The following is a 19,411-nucleotide window of genomic DNA, read 5'->3' as shown; positions in this document are numbered from 1 at the left end:
AATTTCAGCGCACTTGAACTCTTTTTTCGCATTGAAGATCACCGTATCGAATTTGGTCAAGGACTTCGTCGCTCTGGATGGAACGGGTACTTCGGCATCGGGTTGGTACAACGTGATGGTATCGTATCGTAAATATATAGTGCGGTTCCGCATCCAGTGGATAGCTGTGTGCCTGCTCTGGACTCGGTGCGGACGTCGGCCGAATTTCGCGAATGACCAGTGTGCGAACAAAGCTGCCAGATGCAATCGAAGTGATAGCAGGCCAGTCGGTTGGCGCTCTACTCCAGTTCGTTCACATACACCGCCCCATTGAGCATGACGAAGTCAATCGTGTCGATTGGTTCCCATTCCTCTGGTGCGTCGAACCACTGATCAGTACCGCCAATTACGGCTATGTCCTCCAGCGGATTTCCATCCACCAGAATAAGATCAGCGTAGGCTCCGGCCTCGATCACACCGAGCTTGCCAGCCTGATATGGGTTCCTTGGGCCTGACATGGCGATCATTTCCCCGGCGGTCGAAGTCAACTGTTTCAACACTTCAAAATTGCTGTCGAATGTCTGTGTTCGCCACCAGATTTCATAGCGGCGTGCTCGTTCTGCATCGGCGAACTTGCCGACGTAGTCAGAGGCAAAGACGACTTTGACGCCGTTCTTAAGAAGGTTGCGCCCAAAATCAGCGTACTGTTTGCCGAGTTCTTCCACCAACGGGATTTTGTCTGCCGGCATAAGAGGGTTGCGTGCAAGGTCGGGCGATATACCCCACATTTGTGGAACCATATACCCGCCTTCCTCCGCTATACGCTGCATGGTCTCTTCGGAAATAAAGAACCCGTGCTCAAAGGTTTTGACGCCGCAATCCAGAAGTCGGTTAACCGCGCGGTCGGTGAAAGTATGTGCCGCGACGTATGTTCCCCAATCCGCCGCCGCGCCGGTAATTGCGCAGATTTCATCTTCGGTAAATTGCGTCGTGTCGATTGGGTCAAAGCGCGATGAACCTCCACCGCCGCCCATGATCTTGATCTGTGTGGCACCGTTACGCAGGTTCAAGCGCGTGGCCTTCAGCGCCTCAGGCACTCCGTCTACGACATTACCAATACCCATGCGTTCAAAATTCGACAGGTCGCCAGCATCGTTTATCGAAAACCCTGCGTCAGCTCGGTCACGGAAATCACCGTGGCCAGAAGTCTGCGAGATGAAAGCGCCAGATGGATACAAGCGCGGGCCGACCACCCGACCTAGATTGATTGCTCTGGCCAAGCCAAACGCAGGACCGCCCATGTCCCTCACGGTCGTGAACCCATCTCGGACAAACCGTTCAGAAACGATGACCGCGTTGTAGCTGATGTCAGTAATGTCGAGGTCGCGCTCTACTGGTCCAAAGTCATCGTTGATCATGACATGAGCATGGCCATCTATCATACCCGGCATGAGGGTGCGGCCACCGCCATCGATGACAACAGCGTCCGGCGCATCGATGGTTCCCTCTGAAATCTCGCTGATCAGGCTACCTTCGACAAGCACGCTTCCTGCCTTCAAGCCATCGTTAACGCCATCGAAGATATTGACGTTTGTAATCAGCGTTTTCTCAGGCCGCTCTGCGTCGAAAATCATCGCTGGTAATTCACCGGGCGCGTATGCACTGGAAATGTCTGACTGCGCCGCGACCTCAAATGCCATGATTGAGACACTGGCTGAAAACACTGCTAGAAAGCCCGATTTAAAAACAATCATGGTAGTTTTCCTCCCGTCATAACAAAGCGTATCATTCGCCCGTAAAATCAAACAACAAATGATTGCTGCGTCAAACGCCTGCCCGCGCGAGAGAGCAATCACTTGACGTACGCTTCAGAAGGCAAAATCTCGTGGATAGTCGGTGGGTTCTACTGATTGCTTTGGGTTTTCATCAGTCGTTCGCGACCATAGGTCTGAACGTCCGCTCTCCGGTGAAAGCAGGCAACGACCGATTGCATTGTCCATATGCGCCGTGCGGGCAAAGCGGGCACTAGAGTATCCCAGGGCTAGGAGCTAAATCATCCATGCTCAGGAGTTTACCGCCTTGAACGGGGCTAGGCTCTCTTGGAACTGCTCGATGAACTCAAGCGTCACTAGTGACGGTTGCTTCAAAATCGGACGCACAAGGGAAAGCGTATGTGACAAAAGCGGTTTGAACGGTCGGTAGCTCAATCCGTTGTCTGCATATTGTACGGCGTCCAACTCGCTGACCACGGAAATCCCGACACCTTTTACAGCCAATTCACAAGCCGCCGTGAACTGCCTGACTTCGATGTGGGAATTCAATTTGACGTTGGCGTTTTGAAACGCTTTTGAAAGCTGTCCAAAAAAATCGCTGTCGCGCCGTGTGTGAATAATCTTGGCGTTTGCAAGATCCGTGGGTGTCACCTCGGAGAGTTTTTCCAATTCATGTCCAGTAGGAAACACGCAAACTGTACGGACATCGATGTCCCTGCTTTCGACGGCCGGGTGCCCGTTAAAGTTATCTGTGATTCCGAAATCATATTGCTCACCGATCATCCACTCGAGAATACGTTCCGGTCTGTCAGGTTCGATCGTCATTGTTACACCTGGCCGATCTTCTAAAAACGTGGCGATGACGTTGGGAAGGTGACTGGTAGCGAACCCGGGCAAACATGCGATGCGGATGTGCCCCGCCTTGCGTTGGGTTATGTCCTGACTGACATCCGAGATCTGTTTCATCAACTCCAAAACGCGCTCTACGCTGGGCTGCAGATAACGCACCTCCTGCGAAGGCACTAAGCGACCTTCACGGCGATCAAAAAGTTGAAAGCCAAGCGATTTTTCCAGATCAGAAAGCAGTCGGCTGACCGCAGGCTGGCTTATCCCAAGATCCGTAGCTGCAGCGGTGACCGACCCATTTGTGGAAACCGCCATGAGCGCTTCCAATTGGCGGATCCTCAAAGTTTGACTCATGCTTTGAACCTGGTTCGTTGTTTCTTAGCCAGTTTATAATGTAATGTTATGTTTTTCTCAAAAATTAAATGCTTGAATTATAAAATTGTAACGTTAACGTCGTGAAATCGTCATGTGTGCTGATTACGCGTTGCAGTCGGCATTCAACGAAGCATCAACACTGATGCATGGGAGGAATCATGAATAAGCATTTTCTCGGCGCTCTTGCCGTAACCACTGCGTTGTCCCCCGTGGCGGCGCTGGCCCAAACTGAAGTTCAGTTCTGGCACGCCTTCACCGGCCGACTGGGTGAGCTTGTTAAAGCGCAGGTTGAAGAGTTCAACGCCAGCCAGGATGAGTTCGTCGTGGTCGAAAGCCACAAAGGCAATTACTCGGAAACTCTGAACGCAGGTATTGCGGCTTTCCGCGCCAGTGAGCAGCCTCACATCCTGATGGTTTTTGAGGTAGGCACGGCAACGATGATGTCGGCCGAAGGTGCGATCAAACCCGTCTATGAAGTGATGGCTGAAAGCGGTGCGTCGTTCGATCCTGACGCGTATATTGGCGCTGTCAAAGGGTACTATACTACAACGGACGGAGAAATGCTCTCACTGCCTTTCAACTCGTCCACACCGGTTCTGTGGGTCAATCGTGATGCCTTCGAAGCGGCGGGTGTTGATCCGGACACAGATCTATCGACCTGGGAAAAGGTTGGCGACGTGCTTGAGCAGCTGAAGGCTGGCGGCGAGGACTGCCCGCTGGTTACCGCATGGCAAAGCTGGATTCACCTCGAGAACCTTTCGGCCTATCACGACGTTCCGTTCGCATCGCAGGACAACGGTTTTGCCGGTCTGGATACCGAGCTGATGCTGAACGGTCCGGCGCAGGTCGCACACCTGACAGCAATGGGTGACTGGGCCAAGGATGGCAAGTTCATCTACACCGGGCGCAGAAACGAAGGCGGCGCAAATTTCCGGGCGGGTGAATGCGCGTTGTTCACCGAAAGCTCGGCTGGTTATGCCGGTATCAGCTCTGAAGCTGAGTTCAAGTTCGACGTGCGCCCGCTACCCTATTGGGAGGCCGTCACCAGTGAGCCGCAGAACACCATTATCGGCGGCGCATCGCTTTGGGTAATGGAAGGCCATGATCCCGAGGAATACAAAGGCGTTGGCGAATTCCTGAGCTTCCTTTCGTCGTCGGACGTTCAGGCTGCTTGGCACCAGAACACCGGTTATCTTCCAATCACGTCCGAAGCTGGTGAAGCTACTCGTGCTGCAGGTTTCTATGACGAAAACCCCGGCACCGACATCGCGGTGATCCAGATGACTGCGAAGGAACCAACCGCAAACTCGAAAGGTCTGCGTCTTGGATCGTTCGACCAGATTCGCGGCATCATCGACGAAGAGCTTGAAGCCGTCTGGTCCGGCGAAAAGACGGCTCAGGAAGCGATGGACAGCGCAAAAGAACGCGGTGACGCGCTGCTGCGCCGGTTCGAATCCGCCAATCAATAAGTCTTAATTTGATGCGGGCCTGTTAAGGGCCCGCATTTTCTTTTTTCGGTGGAATATCAGGATGGAAAAACGCGTCACCTTCCGCGGCTGGCTTTTGCCATTGGCGCTGATTGCCCCTCAGGTCATCATTTCCGCCGTTTTCTTCTTTTACCCCGCAGGCCAGGCCGTTTGGCAATCTCTTTTCATACCTGATCCCTTTGGGTTGTCGTCCCAATTCGTCGGGCTCGGCAATTTTGAGTTCCTGCTGAGTGACAAGTTCTACCGCGCCTCTTTTGTGACAACAGCGGTGTTTTCAACGCTTGTCACATTGTGCTCGATGATACCGGCGTTGTTTCTGGCGGTCATCGCGGACCGCTTGATCAAAGGATCGGGCGTCTACCGGACATTGTTGATTTGGCCCTACGCCGTCGCCCCCGCCGTGGCTGGTGTATTGTGGCTGTTCATGTTCAACACGCGCGTTGGCGTCGTGTCTTGGTACCTCGGCCAACTCGGCTATGACTGGAACCATGTCCTTAACGGAACCGAGGCCATGGGGCTGGTGGTTGTAGCATCGGCTTGGGGACGCATCAGCTATAACTTCCTGTTCTTTTTTGCGGCGTTGCAGTCTGTTCCACGGTCGGTGATCGAAGCTGCCGCAATCGACGGCGCGCGCTTCTGGCGTCGGTTCTTCACAATCGTTCTACCGCTGTTGTCGCCGACAGCGTTCTTCCTGCTGGTGGTGAATGTCGTCTACGCCTTCTTTGAAACCTTTGGCGTTATCCACACCATCACAGGCGGAGGCCCACAACAGGCGACGACAATTTTGGTCTACAAAGTCTTCTCAGACGGGTTCGTCGGGCAGGATCTTGGTTCATCCTCGGCGCAGTCAGTCATTCTGCTGATCGTGGTAGGCTTGCTGACCGTCATCCAGTTCAAATATGTGGAAAAAAGGGTGCACTACTGATGGCCGCCCAACAACACGGAATGGTCGAAAAACGCGGGATGGGGATCTGGTTGACCCATGCGCTAATGATCCTTGGCGTTGTGATCATCTTCTTTCCGATCTGGCTGGCATTTGTGGCCTCGACCGTTAGCCAGCCGGAAATCGTGTCACCGCCTATGCCGTTGGTGCCGGGTGACCAGTTCTGGGAAAACTACAAAGCCGCGCTGTTTTCCGGCGTGAATGTCCCTGTCGCCACGATGTTGTTCAACAGCCTCGTGATGGCCATCGGTGTTGCGGTGGGCAAGATCGTGATCTCGCTATTGTCAGCCTTTGCGATTGTCTATTTCCGATTTCCCGGGCGCACGACGTTTTTTTGGCTGATCTTCCTGACCCTTATGCTCCCTGTCGAAGTCCGCATTGTTCCCACCTTTGAAGTTGTCGCCGGGTTCGGCATGCTCAACAGCTACTATGGGTTGATCTTCCCTCTTATCGCCTCGGCAACGGCGACGTTCCTGTTCCGGCAGTTCTTTCTGACAATCCCAGATGAACTGGCCGAAGCAGCTCGAGTCGACGGGGCCCGCCCGATGCGGTTCTTCATTGATATCGTTGTGCCCATGAGCAGGACCAATATCGCGGCGCTGTTCGTGATCCTGTTTATCTATGGCTGGAACCAATACCTGTGGCCGCTGCTCATCACCACCGATCCTGAAATGAACACCATTGTAATGGGCATCAAACAGATGTTCCCGTCCGGCGATGATGTGGCCGAATGGCCGGTCATCATGGCCACATCTATTCTGGCGATGATCCCTCCGGTCATCGTGGTGGTGTCGATGCAAAAGCTCTTTGTCCGCGGCCTTGTCGATAGCGAGAAGTAAGAAATGGCAACAGTAACCCTAGAGAACGTCAAAAAGAGCTTTGGCCCGACGGACGTCATCCACGGCATCAATATCGATATTGCGGATGGTGAGTTCATCGTGATCGTTGGCCCCTCGGGCTGCGGCAAGTCCACGCTGTTGCGGATGGTTGCGGGGCTCGAAACCGTGACTGATGGCGAAATCCGAATTGGAGAGGAACGAGCCAACGACAAAGAGCCGATGGATCGGGACATCGCAATGGTGTTCCAGAACTATGCACTCTATCCACATATGTCTGTGCGCCAGAATATGGGGTACGGCCTGAAGATCGCCGGTCTGCCCAAGAACCAGATCGACCAGAAGGTGACTGAAGCCGCCAAACTGTTGCAACTGGAACCCTTACTGGATCGCAAACCAAGACAACTTTCCGGCGGCCAACGTCAGAGGGTTGCGATGGGTCGGGCTATTGTCCGCGAACCAGCAGTATTTCTGTTTGATGAACCGCTGTCGAACTTGGACGCTAAATTGCGTGTTCAGATGCGTCTGGAAATTCGTGAGCTTCAGGAAAAGCTGGGCATCACCTCGCTTTACGTGACCCACGATCAGGTCGAAGCGATGACGATGGCAGACAGAATGATCGTCATGAACGGCGGTATCGCCGAACAGATCGGAACACCGCTAGAGGTGTACGAAACACCGAGAACTCTGTTCGCGGCACAGTTCATTGGGAGCCCCGCGATGAATGTGTTTGATGCCCGGCGCGAAAACGGGACAGTCAAGATCGGTGAAATTGAAGTTGGCCCATCTGCGGGTCCCGATTGCGCGTTGAAGCTGGGCATCCGCCCAGAGCACCTGTTGTTGGATGACAGTGGTCCGCTAGAAGCGGCGATCCAAATGGCAGAACCGTTAGGGGCCAACACTCTGTTACACGGTCAACTCGCGAGAGTCGGCGGAGCGATCACGATAAGCCTTCCGGGCGTCCATCCGATCGAGGGTCGGCATCCGAATATGCGGTTTTCGGTCGCCTCCGAGCACATGCATCTGTTTGACCAATCAACCGGGGAAAGGTTGGAAAGCTAATGGGGTTCCCGCAGGTCGAAGCATTTCGTGGTGGTAACAACCTGATCCGTGTTGTGGGACATCGAGGCGCAAGAGGCGTTTTGCCTGAAAACAGCATGATTGGCTTTGACTTCTCGCTGTCCATCGGCGTACCGCTTCTTGAATTTGATGTCGTTCTGACGGCTGATGACGTTCCGGTCATAACCCACAATCATCGTCTGCACGCATCTAGCTTTCGCGACACCAATGGCCTGTTTCTGTCCGGAGAAGAGCCGAAAGTCTCATCTCTGACTTTCGAGCAGATCCAGCAATTCGATATTGGACGGTTAGACGGGCATTCTGCCTATGGCCAACGCTTCCCGGATCAGGCGCAACTGGACGGCGTGCGTGTCCCAAGGCTGATAGACCTGCTCGATTTGGTAGCCGAACAAAAATACGGCGATGCCTATCTGATGCTCGAACTGAAGTCGGATCCTGACCTGGCTCACGATGCGCTTTATCGAGAGAATTTTGTTAAGCGCGTTCTTCAGGAGGTTCGCGCCAAAGGTCTATCTACGCGCGCGGTTTTGCACAGTTTTGACTGGAACCTACTAGAAGAGTGCCAGCGACAGGCTCCGGATATGCCGTCTTCTTACCTTACGCAGCTTCCGGAAAATGAGGACGATGTGGGCGAGGATTCCTCAAAGGCAGTTTGCCCAGACTTTCGAGGTCGCCGCGACGAAATCCCACTTTTGGTCAAGCAAGCCGGTGGTTCGCTTTGGTGCCCATATTATGCGGATGTGACAGCAGAAAATGTGGCCCTAGCAAAAGAGCTGGGCTTATGTGTCGCCGTTTGGACGGTCAATGAGCACGAAGAAATAAGCAGGATGATCGACCTGCGCGTGGATGCAATCGTATCTGATTACCCTGGGCGGGTTCAAAGGCATCTGTCGGATTTAGGCATGGGGTGGCATGTCGACAACCAGTGAATTCTGCGTCGCTAAAGCAAAGCAAGTCTGACAAGACCGTCTCACGATAAATTAGGTGGGGTGGCGGGGAGACAGGGATTCGAACCCTGGGGACGCTCTCACGCCCAACGGTTTTCAAGACCGCCGCATTCGACCACTCTGCCACCTCCCCGCGTGAGGGAGGGTCTAAGGCCAACCGAAACCGGTGGCAAGACCAAATAGGGAAATCTTGCCGAAGCTCGCGCAGCGGTCTTTCCATGACACATTGGGCAGGCTATGATCCACTCGAAAGACCGTATCAGGCTGGCAATTCAGAACCGGCTATCGGCGGCGGGGCTCAGGAAACGAGGCCCCTTCAGGCAAGGGATGACAAAATGAAGCGAGCGACCGAGACACGCGCAAAACCGCGAGCTTTGGCGGTTCTGGCCGTTATTTCTGCTGCATTGGCTGGCTGTGATGAGACGTTGTCACCTGACAACGTGTCTTCCGAGGCCGCGACTGACAGTGCCCAGAACGACGGCGTAGTCGAACTTTTCCCGGATGCTACGGGAAACAAGCGCGATGACGTCGAAGCGCCCGAAGTTTTCGAGCTGACCGAGGCTGGCTTGTGGGACGGTCGTCCTTCGCTGGGCGGCGTTTGGGTGGCCCACCCTGATGTTACACAGCCCGAGCGGGTGCGCATCAAGAACACGGCGAACAACAAAACCGTCACCGGTGCGCTGTTCCGCCGGGAACGAAACCTGCCGGGACCGGCCCTCCAGCTATCTTCCAATGCTGCTGAGGAACTGGGCATCCTTGCGGGGTCTCCTACCAAAGTTCAGGTCGTTGCATTGCGCCGCAAACCGGTTGAGCCACCTGAACCCGAGCCCGAGGAAGCCTCGGAATCGACGGAACAGGCTTCGGCGCAGGAAGATGATAAATCCCAGGTTGATGCGGCTGAAACGGCTTCTGATGGCTCCGAAAAACCCGCCAAGCGGAAATGGTGGCAAAAGAAAGAAACGACCGCCGCCGCTGCAGGTGCCGCTGCGGTAGCTTCGGAAACCGCGGCCGAGACGGCAAGTGAAGCCACGGTAGAAGCTGTCGAAGCAACCGTAGAAGCAGCACCAACGGCAACCTTGAGCGACCCGGAGGTTACCCCGCCCGAGGAGAAAACCACCAAGCGGAAATGGTGGCAAAAGAAACCGGCCGACGAAATCACGGAAACTCCGCTTGATCCGATCCAAGGTGCTGCCGCCGCGATTGAAGCCTCTGAACCGACCCCTGCCAGCAGCACGGCGGCACCGGAAAGGTCATCTGGCTCACTGTCGAAACCCTATGTTCAGGTCGGCACATTCGGCGTCGAAGCTAACGCAAAAAGTGCCGCTGATAAGATACGGCGCAACGGGCTGCCCGCCGAGGTTCGCGAACTTGAAACCGATGACAAATCTGTCTGGAGGGTTCTGGTCGGCCCGGCCTCGACACGAGGTGAACGCATCGCCCTTCAAAGCGATGTAAAAGACCTGGGCTTCTCGGACGCCTTCCTGGTCAAAAACTGAAACAAAGGAGGCCCAAGTGCTGTCCTCATTGCGATCATCTGTCTTGACCCTCGGGCTGGCGCTGTTCGCCCTGCCCGCTCAGGCATTCGACACAACGGCGCGCGCTGCCTATGTGATGGATCAGACAACAGGCACCGTCCTGTTGGCCAAAGACGCGGACCAACCGCTGCCACCGGCGTCGATGTCTAAACTCATGACGCTATACGTCGCATTCGAAGCGCTACGTGACGGCCGCCTGACGCTGGACGAAGAACTGCCCGTTTCGGAACACGCCATGAGCTATGGCGGCTCGACCATGTTCCTGAACACGCAGGACCGCGTCCGGGTCGAAGATTTGTTGCGGGGCATAATTGTGTTGTCCGGCAACGATGCCTGTGTGGTGATTGCCGAAGCGCTCAGCCCCGACGGAACCGAAGCCGGGTTTGCACGCTATATGACCCAGCGCGCCGAACAGATGGGCATGGACAACTCGAATTTCGCCAATTCCAACGGCTGGCCCGCAGCAGGGCATTTGATGTCGGTTCATGACCTGGCAGTTCTTGCGGATCGGCTGATCACCGACTTTCCGGAATATTACCCTCTGTTCGCCGAGGAGGAGTTTGAATTCGACGGCCGCGCGCCTTCAAACTCGCGCAATCGCAACCCCCTGCTCAAGCTGGGTATCGGTGCGGATGGATTGAAAACCGGCCACACGCAAGAGGCCGGGTACGGGCTTGTTGGTTCGGCCGAACAGGGCGACCGTCGTGTGATCTTTGTGCTTTCCGGGCTCGACAGTACCGCTCGCCGCGCAGAGGAGGCTGAGGCCGTGGTTAACTGGTCGTTTCGCAATTTTGTCGAGAGGACAATTGCCAACGCCGAAGCGCCGATAGCCCAAGCCAAGGTCTGGATGGGCGCGGAAAAGACGGTTGGGCTGGTTCCCGATGGCGATCTGACTTTCCTTTTACCTGTTCTGGGTGACAAGGATGTCGAGGCCGAGATAGTTTATGATGGCCCCGTCGACGCATCGGAAAACTCGATCAAAAAGGGGCAGAAGCTGGCCGAGTTGGTCATCAAGCCCGAAGGTCTACCGGAAATCCGCCGCCCACTGGTCGCGGCAAACGATGTTGCGACCGGCGGATTCGTGGTGCGGATGATGACTGTAGGCAGCCTTGTTTTCACTGACGTGATCGGCAATCCATTGGACGCACTGTGACCAGTACCGGATTGTTTCTGACCTTTGAAGGTATTGATGGATCAGGCAAGTCATCGCAAGCGCACAAGCTGGCAGAGCATTTGCGCAGCAAGGGTCACGACGTTGTCCTGACCCGCGAACCTGGCGGGTCCGAAGGAGCCGAAGAAATCCGCAGGCTCGTGCTTGAGGGCGACCCCGACCGGTGGTCCGCCGAAACAGAAATTCTGCTATTCACTGCGGCGCGACGCGACCACTTGGAGCGCACGATCGAACCCGCCCTGGCCGCAGGTAAAGTTGTGATATGTGATCGCTTTGCCGACAGCACCCGCATGTATCAAGGGCTTTCACGCGGTGACTTGCGTGGGCTCGTGGACCAGTTGCACCGCCTGATGATTGGTCGCGAGCCTGATCTGACCATTCTGATCGACATGGACCCTCAAACCGGATTGTCCCGCGCCAAGGGGCGTCAAGGAACGGAAGAAAGGTTTGAAGACTTCGGCCTGGACCTTCAACAAAAAATGAGGGCCGGTTTTCTTGCCCTTGCAAATGAGTTTTCTCAACGGTTTCGCGTGATCGACGGCAACAGGGACATGGACAGTGTCGCCCGAGATGTGACAGAAATCGTTGAACAGGCTTTGCGGTAAACCACTGATGAGCGACGAACCCCAGCCCCCGGATCAGGCACCCGGTGCCCCTCACCCGCGTGAAACCCGGCAGCTTTTCGGGCAAACCGAGGCCGAGCAAGCGTTTTTGACCGCATACAACTCGGATCGTCTGCATCACGGCTGGTTGCTGACCGGGCCACGCGGTGTCGGGAAGGCCACATTGGCGTGGCGTATTGCGCGGTTTTTGCTGGCCACGCCGGTCGCTGAGGAAGACGGCCTTTTCGGTGCGCCTCCGCCGCCGGCGACTCTGGATATTGACGAGGATCACCCTGTTTCCCACCGTATTCGGGCCGGAGCTGACCCGGGCTTGGCCTCGATCATCCGGACAGTCAATGACAAGGGGAAGATGCGCAACGAAATCGTGGCCGAAGATATCCGTAAACTCGGACGGTTCTTCGGTCTATCGTCAGCCGACGGTGGGCGTCGGGTTGTCATCGTGGACTCTGCGGATGAGATGAACGTCATCGCGGCGAATGCCCTGCTGAAGATGCTAGAGGAGCCACCGGCTCGCACCACGATTCTGATGGTGTCACACCAACCCTCGCGTCTGTTGCCGACGATCCGGTCACGGTGCCGGACGCTCAGGCTTTCGCCGCTTGGAACAGAGGATATGCTGACAGCTTTGACCCAAACCGGAGCAGAGCCACCCAGCAACCCCGATCATCTGACCGCCCTGGCTTCGGGCTCAGTCGGTGCTGCCGTGCGTCTGATCAATCTGGGCGGGATGGAAATTTACGCGGAACTGATCGCAGTACTTGGCACAATTCCAAGGTTGGATCGCCAGCGCGCCCTAGCATTGGCCGAAGCCGCGGCCCAGCGCGGTGCAACCGAACGCTTTGAATTGCTACTCACGTTGACTGAGATCGCTCTGTCGCGGTTGGCTGTCACTGGCGCATCGGGTGCGCCGCCGATGCCCGAAGCTGCCCCCGGCGAGGCAGAACTGTTGTCCCGCATGTCCCGATCCCCCCATCAGGCCCGCCAATGGGCGGACACGGCAGCCCTGGTCACATCACGGGCGCGACATGGTCAGGCCGTGAACCTTGACCCTGCCGCTTTGGTCCTAGATACGGTGTTCAAGATACAGGAAACCGCCGGTCAGAGCAGATGAGCGACACGCCCCAAATTACAGACAGTCATTGCCATCTGGACTTCCCCGATTTCGATGGCCAGTTGAACGAGATCGTGACCCGCGCCGCCCAAGCAGGCGTGACACGGATGGTTACGATCTGCACCCGGTTGCGCAACGAACCCACCATCCGCGCGATTGCAGAGGCGCATGCCGCGGTCTTCTACGCCGCTGGAACGCACCCCATGAGCGCCGCGGATGAGCCGATGGCAACCGTTGACGAATTGGTGGCGCTTTCACAGCACCCCAAATTCGTGGGCATCGGAGAGACCGGCCTAGATTATCACTACACCGCCGACAGTGCCGAGGTGCAAAAGCAATCCCTGCGCATCCACATCGAAGCCGCGCAGCGGACGGGCCTTCCGCTGATTATCCATGCCCGCGCTGCCGACGATGACATGGTGCGGATTCTGAACGAGGAATATCGCAACGCGCCGTATTCCTGCGTTATGCACTGTTTTTCTTCTTCGGCGGAGCTGGCGAAAGCTGCATTGGACTTGGGCTTTTACCTGTCGATGTCCGGCATCACCGCCTTTCCCAAAAGCCAAGAGCTTCGGGACATATTCGCCAGCGCCCCGGTCGACCGCATCCTTGTCGAAACCGACGCGCCCTATCTGGCACCGCCTCCGTTCCGAGGCAAGCGCAACGAACCTGCCTACACGGCCCATACTGCCCGAAAAGGGGCCGAGGTTTTTGGAATGGACTACCCTGAATTCGCAGCCCAGACGCAGGCGAATTTTGACCGGTTGTTCACCAAAGCCGCAACGTACAAGGCGGCTGCATGACAACGCTGCGCTGTACGATCCTTGGTTGCGGGTCTTCTGGCGGCGTTCCCCGGTTGGGTGGTCACTGGGGCGACTGCGATCCGACGAACCCCAAGAATGTGCGCCGGCGCTGCTCGATGCTGGTGGAACGCGAGGGTCCCGAGGGGACGACTTCGGTTCTGATCGACACGACACCAGACATGCGCAGTCAGTTGCTGGATACAGGCACAGGCCGTCTGGACGGCGTAGTCTATACCCATTCGCATGCGGATCACGTGCACGGCATCGACGATCTGCGCATGATTGTTTTCAACATGCGTGAACGTGTGCCCGTCTGGGCGGATGGAGACACTCAAAACGATCTACTGGGACGGTTTGGATATGCGTTCATTCAGCCCGATAGCTCGCCTTATCCCCCGATCCTCGATCTGAAAACCATTGATGGCCCTTTCGAGGTCAATGGCCCCGGAGGACCCATCCCCTTCCGCCCATTCAAGGTCAACCACGGCTCGATCGACGCTTTGGGGTTTCGGATGGGCAATCTGGCCTATCTGCCCGACGTGGCCGAAATTTACGACGATGCCTGGACGATGATGGAAGGGTTGGACTGCCTGATCATTGATGCGCTGCGGCGGTTACCGCACCCTACTCATGCGCATCTGGAAAAAACGTTGGGTTGGATCGAAAAACTGCAACCCAAAACCGCCGTGCTGACCAACATGCATATCGACCTCGACTTTGCCACGGTCCAAGCGGAAACCGCTGATCACATCACCCCTGCTTTCGACGGCATGGTGATCCATCAGGCGCTGTGACGCCCTGACCGCCTGCACCACGATAACCATGCCCAAAGCGGCAATTTTTGTGGGGCGGTAGATGCTGCAAGGCCTGCTTGATGTAATTCTTCCAGTTTTCCTCGTGATTGGAGCAGGTTACGCCTCAACTCGGGCCGGGTATTTCAAGCAAGTCCACGTCGATGGGCTGATGAAATTCACCCAAGGGTTCGCGATCCCATGCCTGCTGTTTCTGGCGATTTCCCACTTGGACCTTAGCGCCAGCTTTGATCCGCGTTTGCTCGCCAGCTTTTACACTGCCGCCGCGCTGTGCTTTTGCGTCGGAATGTTTGGCGCGCGCCTAGTGTTCAATCGAGATTGGGAGGACTGTGTCGTCATAGGGTTCTGCTGCCTGTTCTCCAATTCGGTTCTGCTGGGGCTGCCGATTACAGAACGCGCCTATGGGCCCGAGAACCTGACGGGCAACTACGCAATAATCGCCTTCCACTCTCCCTTTTGCTATGGCGTTGGCATCACGGTGATGGAGGTAATTCGGAATCGCGGCAATGGCAGGGCGCTCATGGTTCGGTCTGTCCTGTCGGCCATGTTTCGGAATGCCCTGATCCTCGGCATCGCCTTAGGTTTTGCCGTCAACCTTTCGGGGATCGCAGTCCCTGCGGTCGTGGATGAGGCGCTTGGCCTGATGACGCGCGCAGCGTTGCCCGGCGGGTTGTTCGCATTGGGCGGTGTTCTGGTCAAATACAAACCCGAAGGCGACTTGCGTGCGATTGCATTTGTCTGTTGCGTATCTCTTATGCTTCACCCAAGTCTGGTTTGGCTGTTTGGATCAACGGTTGGGCTGCAACAGGATCTGTTACGTTCCGGCGTCTTGAATGCGGCCATGGCACCCGGTTTTAACGCCTATATCTTTGCGAATATGTACGGGCGGGCAAAACGGGTCGCAGTGTCCTCGGTTTTGATCGGTACGGCGGCATCCATTCTGACGGTGTGGCTCTGGCTGACATTGCTGGGGTAACCCACTCGAAATACACTTTGACTTTGTCCATGCCGGACACACCTTTCGCGAAAACAAACAGGACGACTTCAATGCCCCACGCTCTTATCGTTGCCCACGGTCAGCCTTCTGACCCAGAGCCCGCCGAGGCAGCGTTAGCCGCATATGCAGCCGAGGTAAACAATCTAAGCAACGGCATAACCGTTACGTCCTCTACGCTCGCCGCCCCTGGCAAGCTTGAATCCAAACTGGATGAATTGCCCGATGACACAGTTATCTACCCACTGTTTATGGCCAAGGGGTGGTTCGTGACCAGCGCGCTGCCAAGTCGCGTTGGGGACAGACCTGTGCGTATTCTCGATCCTTTGGGCGCCGACGCCAACTTACCCTCGCTGACTTCGGAAGCCCTGCGAGACAGCCTGGCGGAAACCAAATGGGAGCCCAACTGCACGCACCTCATATTGGCAGCGCACGGATCGGGCCGCAGCCGCAACCCGTCGGAAGTCGCCAGAACTTTCGCACGCAATCTCGAAAGGGTACTGGCGTTTCGATCGGTACGCGTTGGGTTCGTCGAGGAATCGCCTTCTATCGCCGTAATGGCCGAGGGTACCGGTGCAAAAGCAATCTGCCTGCCATTTTTTGCCTGTACGGGCGGACATGTACTTGAGGACATCCCGCAAGAGCTGGATCGCGCCTCTTTCCAAGGTCGGGTTTTCCCAGTTGTCGGGGAACTTCCGCGCGTTAAGCGGCACATTGCAAAGGTCCTAACCGCTGTCGCTAGGGAAATGTGACACGGCTCGGCAACTCCACTCTGTCGTCGTTCCTAAAGCCGACAATGCCCTATCCGTGCGTACGCACCTTATGCCGTCGAATAAAAACAGTAGCGGGACCGCCCCATCCGTTTTGCTTGGTACAGGGCTTGATCTGCCGCGTTTAGTAGCCCTTCTTTTTTCAGGTCACTGAATTGAGTGGACATCGCTATGCCAATGCTAGCGGACACCCGACAAGTCTCATTCTCGAAGTCCTTTGGCTGCTGGAGCCGTTGTATCAACCGCTCGGCTATCGAGGCTAAAACGTTCTGATTTATTGAGCCTTTTATCACAATGACGAACTCGTCGCCGCCAATACGCGCCACTAGGTCGTCATTTCGGGTCTCCTCCTCCATGATGCGTGCAGCTTGTTGAAGGACAAAGTCACCTGCCGCGTGGCCGAGCCTGTCGTTGACGGATTTGAAGTAGTCCAAATCCAGATGCATCAATGCAAAGGGCACATTGCCAGACGTCATGTGCCCCAGAAATACGTCCATTGCCCGGCGATTCTTTAGCCCGGTCAGCATATCCGTAAATGCCTGCTCCTCAGCCGCAAGCATGGCCTCTTGCAAGCGCAGGTTCAACGAACGAGACGCCTCCATCGCTGCTGATTTCGCCTCGACCAGATAAAGCAGTTCGATGGCAAGATCCGTCCCGGAAAAGTCAGCGCTTGTCAGCGCGTAGTCCCGAACGGCGTCCAGGATCGAAATACCGAAAGACAAGTTTATGATCGCCCCTTTGCCGCCGGGCAGCGGTGCGATCAGCCCCTTGAGCGCGGTGCGGGGTTCGTCCTTCAACTTCAGGTGCAGTTTTGCACCGGCCAGGGACAATAGCGCCGATGTTGTGGTGACAGAGCGCGGGCGCACCAGATCGAAAACGTCCAGAAAACTTCGACCCTGCATTGGCTGTTTCGGTCGGAGCTTTTGCAGGGTTGGTCCAACGAATTTTATCTCACCTTGTTCGTCCACCAGCACGAACATCGGGCATAACATCTCTAACAGCCCGGTCAGATCAGCGGTTTCCATCATGATCTGCGCGCCCCCAAATCGAAATGGCGACCCTCTGCAAAGGCGCTTTCGATCAAGACAATGGAAATTACATCCACGTCACCCTTGCGGCCGTCATGCGACAACATGGCCAACGCCCCGTAATCGTCTGCAATGGCCCGCAAAACGCCAACCATTACACTGGAATAGCCTTGCAGACCCGGATAGCAGTACAGTTGGAACTCTGCCGGCGACAGCTCTCGCAGCTCAAGCATTGGAAGCTTCAGGTCAGAGACCGCCAACCTGACCCGGTCAGACAAATCGTCCAGTGAATGCAGAAACTCGACGTAGGTTTCCCCTCCGAACCGCAGCAGACGCCGCAATCCTTCCATGTTGGGATGCGACACCAGATACGTGCCGAGGTCTTCTAGGATTTCAGCGCGGGCCCGTTTCAGCTTGGCACAGAGGACATCCAGAACCCTAAGGGTCATATCGTCATCGTAGACAAGCATCGCCTCGAACTCGGAGAAACCCAAGTCTGCCGCTTCGGTCACTTTCAGCCAGCACGACTGCCAGTAGGTCGCACAAACAAATGACTGTACCGCCCGATTGATCAGACCATGCATAAGATGCCCCAGTGTGGTTACATCCTCAGTCTGATCCTATAATCCTTAACAAAAAGCCAAGATACCCGGTGAGATAGGTACAATACGCCCTAGTCTCAAACCAGAAGTTGCCCCCTTGGACTAGAAATCCGTCGGAGCCCCTCCTTCGGCTTTTCGGCGGGTCACGAAGTCTGCCAATTCTTCGCGTATTCCGTCATCCATCGCCGGAGGCTCGAAGCTGGTGATAATTTCCTTGAACATGTGATGCGCACGCTCTGCCGTCCAGATTCCTCCGGCGACATTCCAGCCTTCGTAGTTTTTCCAATCACTCAGGAACGGCTGATAAAACGCTGTCGTATAGCGATCTTGCGTGTGTTGGATGCCAAAGAAGTGGCCATCGTTTCCAACCGCCTTAATTGCCTCCAACGCAATTTCATCCGGTCCGGTGGCCGTGATTTCTGGCTGCATATAGCGTTGAATTTGTTGCAATATCTCGCAGTCCATAATGAACTTTTCCGGGCTTGCGATCAGCCCACCTTCAAGCCAACCGGCTGCGTGATAAACCATGTTGGTGCCCGATTGAACAGCTGCCCACAGAGAGTTCGAGGTCTCCCAAACGGATTGCCCGTCTGGAACGTTCGCCGCGCACACTCCAGAAGATCGCATCGGCAGACCGTAATACCGCGCCATCTGGCCTGTCATCTGGGTCGAGCGCATGTATTCCGGTGTCCCGAATGCAGGCGCACCCGACTTCATGTCGACATTGGAGGTAAATGTACCGATCACGCAAGGGATACCCGGACGCACATATTGGAACAAGGCGATCGCACACAGCGCTTCGGCCAGAGACTGCGCCACCGCCCCGGCCATCGTCACCGGGGCCATTGCCCCGGCAAGAGTGAACGGAGTCACGACAATGGCCTGCCCTCTCCGTGCCAGGCGCAGGCAACCGTCAATCATTGGATGGTCATGTTTCAGCGGCGAGGTCGAGTTGATGTTCGTATACATCCGAGGCTCTGCCTCGAATTCCTCATCGCTCAGACCACCTGCGATCCGCACCATCTCCATGACATCTTCAACCCGCTCCTTGCCCAGAGAATAAGCGTGCATCGCCTTGTCCGTCAGGGTCAGCTTGTCATAGAGCACATCCAGGTGGCGAACGCTGGCATGGATATCAACCGGTTCAACCGGATACCCGCCAGCAAAATGGATACAGTTGAAATACTGCGTCAATTTCAACAGGTTTCGGCACATTTCGCGGTTGCCCGGTACTTTGGTCCCGATCTCCATGTCCCAGTAATTCGGTGGCGAAGACACGTTTCCGAAAAGCATGTTTTTCCCGCCGATCTCGATCTTCCGATCCGGGTTGCGCGGCGTTATCGTGAAAGAAGACGGAGCTTTTCGGACCATCTCCATGACAAAGTCGCGCCCCATACGGACATTGTCGCCCTCTATCGTGCATCCGGCTTCGCGCAGGATTGCGATGGCTTCTTCGTTGTAGAATTCGATCCCGATCTCTTCGAGGATGCGCATGGCCCCTTCGTGAACCGCCTCGATACCGGCTTCATCCAGAGGTTCGGTGGGATTGTCGATATTGACCGGAGGGCTCCAGGGCATCTGGTCAATCACCGCGGTTCCTCGGCGCTCGGCGGCACCCGCGCGCCCTCCACTGCGGCGTCTACGCGTTTTTGTCTCGGCCATTGGATCCTCCCGGAGCTTGCCTTTTCTCAAGCAAG

At 55.9% G+C, this 19,411-nt stretch carries 18 protein-coding genes and 1 tRNA gene; 13 read left to right on the top strand and 6 right to left on the bottom strand.

Annotated features, from left to right (window positions below):
• Positions 1-278: 278 nt before the first annotated feature.
• Both ACR0KS_RS02955 and ACR0KS_RS02950 read right to left on the bottom strand, forming a co-directional pair.
• Positions 279-1,733, bottom strand: a complete 1,455-nt coding sequence (locus tag ACR0KS_RS02955; RefSeq protein ID WP_480693107.1) for a metal-dependent hydrolase family protein — start codon at positions 1,731-1,733, stop codon at positions 279-281.
• Between the two features lie 309 nt (positions 1,734-2,042).
• Complete coding sequence (locus tag ACR0KS_RS02950) at positions 2,043-2,951, bottom strand: LysR substrate-binding domain-containing protein (RefSeq protein WP_170562472.1); 909 nt, start codon at positions 2,949-2,951, stop codon at positions 2,043-2,045.
• A 179-nt stretch (positions 2,952-3,130) separates the two neighbouring features.
• On the opposite strand from ACR0KS_RS02950, the gene ugpB reads away from it, so the two are divergent.
• The 5 genes from ugpB to ACR0KS_RS02925 all read left to right on the top strand — a co-directional run bounded on the left by ugpB (position 3,131) and on the right by ACR0KS_RS02925 (position 8,247).
• Positions 3,131-4,441 carry a sn-glycerol-3-phosphate ABC transporter substrate-binding protein UgpB gene (gene ugpB, locus ACR0KS_RS02945; protein WP_170695720.1) on the top strand — a complete coding sequence of 437 codons (1,311 nt, stop codon included), beginning with the start codon at positions 3,131-3,133 and terminating at the stop codon, positions 4,439-4,441.
• 61 nt (positions 4,442-4,502) lie between these two features.
• Positions 4,503-5,384 carry a sn-glycerol-3-phosphate ABC transporter permease UgpA gene (gene ugpA, locus ACR0KS_RS02940; RefSeq protein WP_155150415.1) on the top strand — a complete coding sequence of 294 codons (882 nt, stop codon included), beginning with the start codon at positions 4,503-4,505 and terminating at the stop codon, positions 5,382-5,384.
• A 20-nt stretch (positions 5,385-5,404) separates the two neighbouring features.
• Positions 5,405-6,241, top strand: coding sequence for a sn-glycerol-3-phosphate ABC transporter permease UgpE (ugpE, locus tag ACR0KS_RS02935; protein WP_170563365.1), 837 nt, complete (start codon positions 5,405-5,407; stop codon positions 6,239-6,241).
• Between the two features lie 3 nt (positions 6,242-6,244).
• Positions 6,245-7,300, top strand: coding sequence for a sn-glycerol-3-phosphate ABC transporter ATP-binding protein UgpC (gene ugpC / locus ACR0KS_RS02930; RefSeq protein ID WP_170562466.1), 1,056 nt, complete (start codon positions 6,245-6,247; stop codon positions 7,298-7,300).
• On the top strand, positions 7,300-8,247 hold the full coding sequence (locus ACR0KS_RS02925; protein ID WP_170562463.1) for a glycerophosphodiester phosphodiesterase family protein: 948 nt from the start codon (positions 7,300-7,302) through the stop codon (positions 8,245-8,247). The genes ugpC and ACR0KS_RS02925 overlap by 1 nt, the downstream gene beginning before the upstream one ends.
• Positions 8,248-8,308: 61 nt before the next feature.
• On the opposite strand, the gene ACR0KS_RS02920 is transcribed toward ACR0KS_RS02925, so the two are convergent.
• Positions 8,309-8,398, bottom strand: a tRNA-Ser gene (locus ACR0KS_RS02920).
• A gap of 202 nt (positions 8,399-8,600) precedes the next feature.
• Here ACR0KS_RS02920 and ACR0KS_RS02915 point away from each other — a divergent pair.
• The 8 genes from ACR0KS_RS02915 to ACR0KS_RS02880 all read left to right on the top strand — a co-directional run bounded on the left by ACR0KS_RS02915 (position 8,601) and on the right by ACR0KS_RS02880 (position 16,066).
• Positions 8,601-9,761 (top strand): SPOR domain-containing protein, encoded by a 1,161-nt coding sequence (locus ACR0KS_RS02915; protein ID WP_170562460.1) that lies wholly within the window; start codon positions 8,601-8,603, stop codon positions 9,759-9,761.
• A gap of 16 nt (positions 9,762-9,777) precedes the next feature.
• Positions 9,778-10,953, top strand: a complete 1,176-nt coding sequence (locus tag ACR0KS_RS02910) for a D-alanyl-D-alanine carboxypeptidase family protein (protein WP_170483746.1) — start codon at positions 9,778-9,780, stop codon at positions 10,951-10,953.
• Positions 10,950-11,576 carry a dTMP kinase gene (gene tmk / locus ACR0KS_RS02905; RefSeq protein ID WP_170410786.1) on the top strand — a complete coding sequence of 209 codons (627 nt, stop codon included), beginning with the start codon at positions 10,950-10,952 and terminating at the stop codon, positions 11,574-11,576. Before ACR0KS_RS02910 ends, tmk begins: the two co-directional genes overlap by 4 nt.
• Positions 11,577-11,583: 7 nt before the next feature.
• Positions 11,584-12,705 (top strand): DNA polymerase III subunit delta', encoded by a 1,122-nt coding sequence (locus tag ACR0KS_RS02900; RefSeq protein ID WP_170562457.1) that lies wholly within the window; start codon positions 11,584-11,586, stop codon positions 12,703-12,705.
• Positions 12,702-13,508 (top strand): TatD family hydrolase, encoded by an 807-nt coding sequence (locus ACR0KS_RS02895; protein WP_170562454.1) that lies wholly within the window; start codon positions 12,702-12,704, stop codon positions 13,506-13,508. The genes ACR0KS_RS02900 and ACR0KS_RS02895 overlap by 4 nt, the downstream gene beginning before the upstream one ends.
• Positions 13,505-14,302 carry an MBL fold metallo-hydrolase gene (locus ACR0KS_RS02890; RefSeq protein WP_170562451.1) on the top strand — a complete coding sequence of 266 codons (798 nt, stop codon included), beginning with the start codon at positions 13,505-13,507 and terminating at the stop codon, positions 14,300-14,302. The genes ACR0KS_RS02895 and ACR0KS_RS02890 overlap by 4 nt, the downstream gene beginning before the upstream one ends.
• A 61-nt stretch (positions 14,303-14,363) precedes the next feature.
• The gene (locus ACR0KS_RS02885) at positions 14,364-15,296 is read left to right on the top strand and encodes an AEC family transporter (RefSeq protein WP_170562449.1); all 933 of its coding nucleotides are present in this window, start codon (positions 14,364-14,366) and stop codon (positions 15,294-15,296) included.
• A 71-nt stretch (positions 15,297-15,367) separates the two neighbouring features.
• Positions 15,368-16,066 carry a CbiX/SirB N-terminal domain-containing protein gene (locus ACR0KS_RS02880; protein WP_170562446.1) on the top strand — a complete coding sequence of 233 codons (699 nt, stop codon included), beginning with the start codon at positions 15,368-15,370 and terminating at the stop codon, positions 16,064-16,066.
• A 68-nt stretch (positions 16,067-16,134) separates the two neighbouring features.
• Here ACR0KS_RS02880 and ACR0KS_RS02875 read toward each other — a convergent pair whose 3' ends face one another.
• From ACR0KS_RS02875 to ACR0KS_RS02865, 3 genes are all read right to left on the bottom strand, one after another.
• The gene (locus ACR0KS_RS02875; protein ID WP_170562443.1) at positions 16,135-17,112 is read right to left on the bottom strand and encodes a GGDEF domain-containing protein; all 978 of its coding nucleotides are present in this window, start codon (positions 17,110-17,112) and stop codon (positions 16,135-16,137) included.
• Positions 17,109-17,696: a heme NO-binding domain-containing protein gene (locus ACR0KS_RS02870; protein ID WP_170562440.1), complete on the bottom strand. Its 588-nt coding sequence runs from the start codon at positions 17,694-17,696 to the stop codon at positions 17,109-17,111. The genes ACR0KS_RS02875 and ACR0KS_RS02870 overlap by 4 nt, the downstream gene beginning before the upstream one ends.
• A 120-nt stretch (positions 17,697-17,816) precedes the next feature.
• Complete coding sequence (locus ACR0KS_RS02865; RefSeq protein ID WP_170562437.1) at positions 17,817-19,376, bottom strand: trimethylamine methyltransferase family protein; 1,560 nt, start codon at positions 19,374-19,376, stop codon at positions 17,817-17,819.
• Positions 19,377-19,411: the final 35 nt, after the last annotated feature.

This window comes from Ruegeria sp. BC7 (genome assembly GCF_056539165.1).
This window is presented reverse-complemented; position numbering and strand designations above follow the sequence as displayed.

What these genes read in the sequence shown, in the direction of transcription:
- ACR0KS_RS02955 (WP_480693107.1), bottom strand. Translation starts at nt 1,733, where the DNA reads ATGATTGTTTTTAAATCGGGCTTTCTAGCAGTGTTTTCAGCCAGTGTC.
- ACR0KS_RS02950 (WP_170562472.1), bottom strand. Translation starts at nt 2,951, where the DNA reads ATGAGTCAAACTTTGAGGATCCGCCAATTGGAAGCGCTCATGGCGGTT.
- ugpB (WP_170695720.1), top strand. Translation starts at nt 3,131, where the DNA reads ATGAATAAGCATTTTCTCGGCGCTCTTGCCGTAACCACTGCGTTGTCC.
- ugpA (WP_155150415.1), top strand. Translation starts at nt 4,503, where the DNA reads ATGGAAAAACGCGTCACCTTCCGCGGCTGGCTTTTGCCATTGGCGCTG.
- ugpE (WP_170563365.1), top strand. Translation starts at nt 5,405, where the DNA reads ATGGTCGAAAAACGCGGGATGGGGATCTGGTTGACCCATGCGCTAATG.
- ugpC (WP_170562466.1), top strand. Translation starts at nt 6,245, where the DNA reads ATGGCAACAGTAACCCTAGAGAACGTCAAAAAGAGCTTTGGCCCGACG.
- ACR0KS_RS02925 (WP_170562463.1), top strand. Translation starts at nt 7,300, where the DNA reads ATGGGGTTCCCGCAGGTCGAAGCATTTCGTGGTGGTAACAACCTGATC.
- ACR0KS_RS02915 (WP_170562460.1), top strand. Translation starts at nt 8,601, where the DNA reads ATGAAGCGAGCGACCGAGACACGCGCAAAACCGCGAGCTTTGGCGGTT.
- ACR0KS_RS02900 (WP_170562457.1), top strand. Translation starts at nt 11,584, where the DNA reads ATGAGCGACGAACCCCAGCCCCCGGATCAGGCACCCGGTGCCCCTCAC.
- ACR0KS_RS02895 (WP_170562454.1), top strand. Translation starts at nt 12,702, where the DNA reads ATGAGCGACACGCCCCAAATTACAGACAGTCATTGCCATCTGGACTTC.
- ACR0KS_RS02890 (WP_170562451.1), top strand. Translation starts at nt 13,505, where the DNA reads ATGACAACGCTGCGCTGTACGATCCTTGGTTGCGGGTCTTCTGGCGGC.
- ACR0KS_RS02885 (WP_170562449.1), top strand. Translation starts at nt 14,364, where the DNA reads ATGCTGCAAGGCCTGCTTGATGTAATTCTTCCAGTTTTCCTCGTGATT.
- ACR0KS_RS02880 (WP_170562446.1), top strand. Translation starts at nt 15,368, where the DNA reads ATGCCCCACGCTCTTATCGTTGCCCACGGTCAGCCTTCTGACCCAGAG.
- ACR0KS_RS02875 (WP_170562443.1), bottom strand. Translation starts at nt 17,112, where the DNA reads ATGATGGAAACCGCTGATCTGACCGGGCTGTTAGAGATGTTATGCCCG.
- ACR0KS_RS02870 (WP_170562440.1), bottom strand. Translation starts at nt 17,696, where the DNA reads ATGCATGGTCTGATCAATCGGGCGGTACAGTCATTTGTTTGTGCGACC.
- ACR0KS_RS02865 (WP_170562437.1), bottom strand. Translation starts at nt 19,376, where the DNA reads ATGGCCGAGACAAAAACGCGTAGACGCCGCAGTGGAGGGCGCGCGGGT.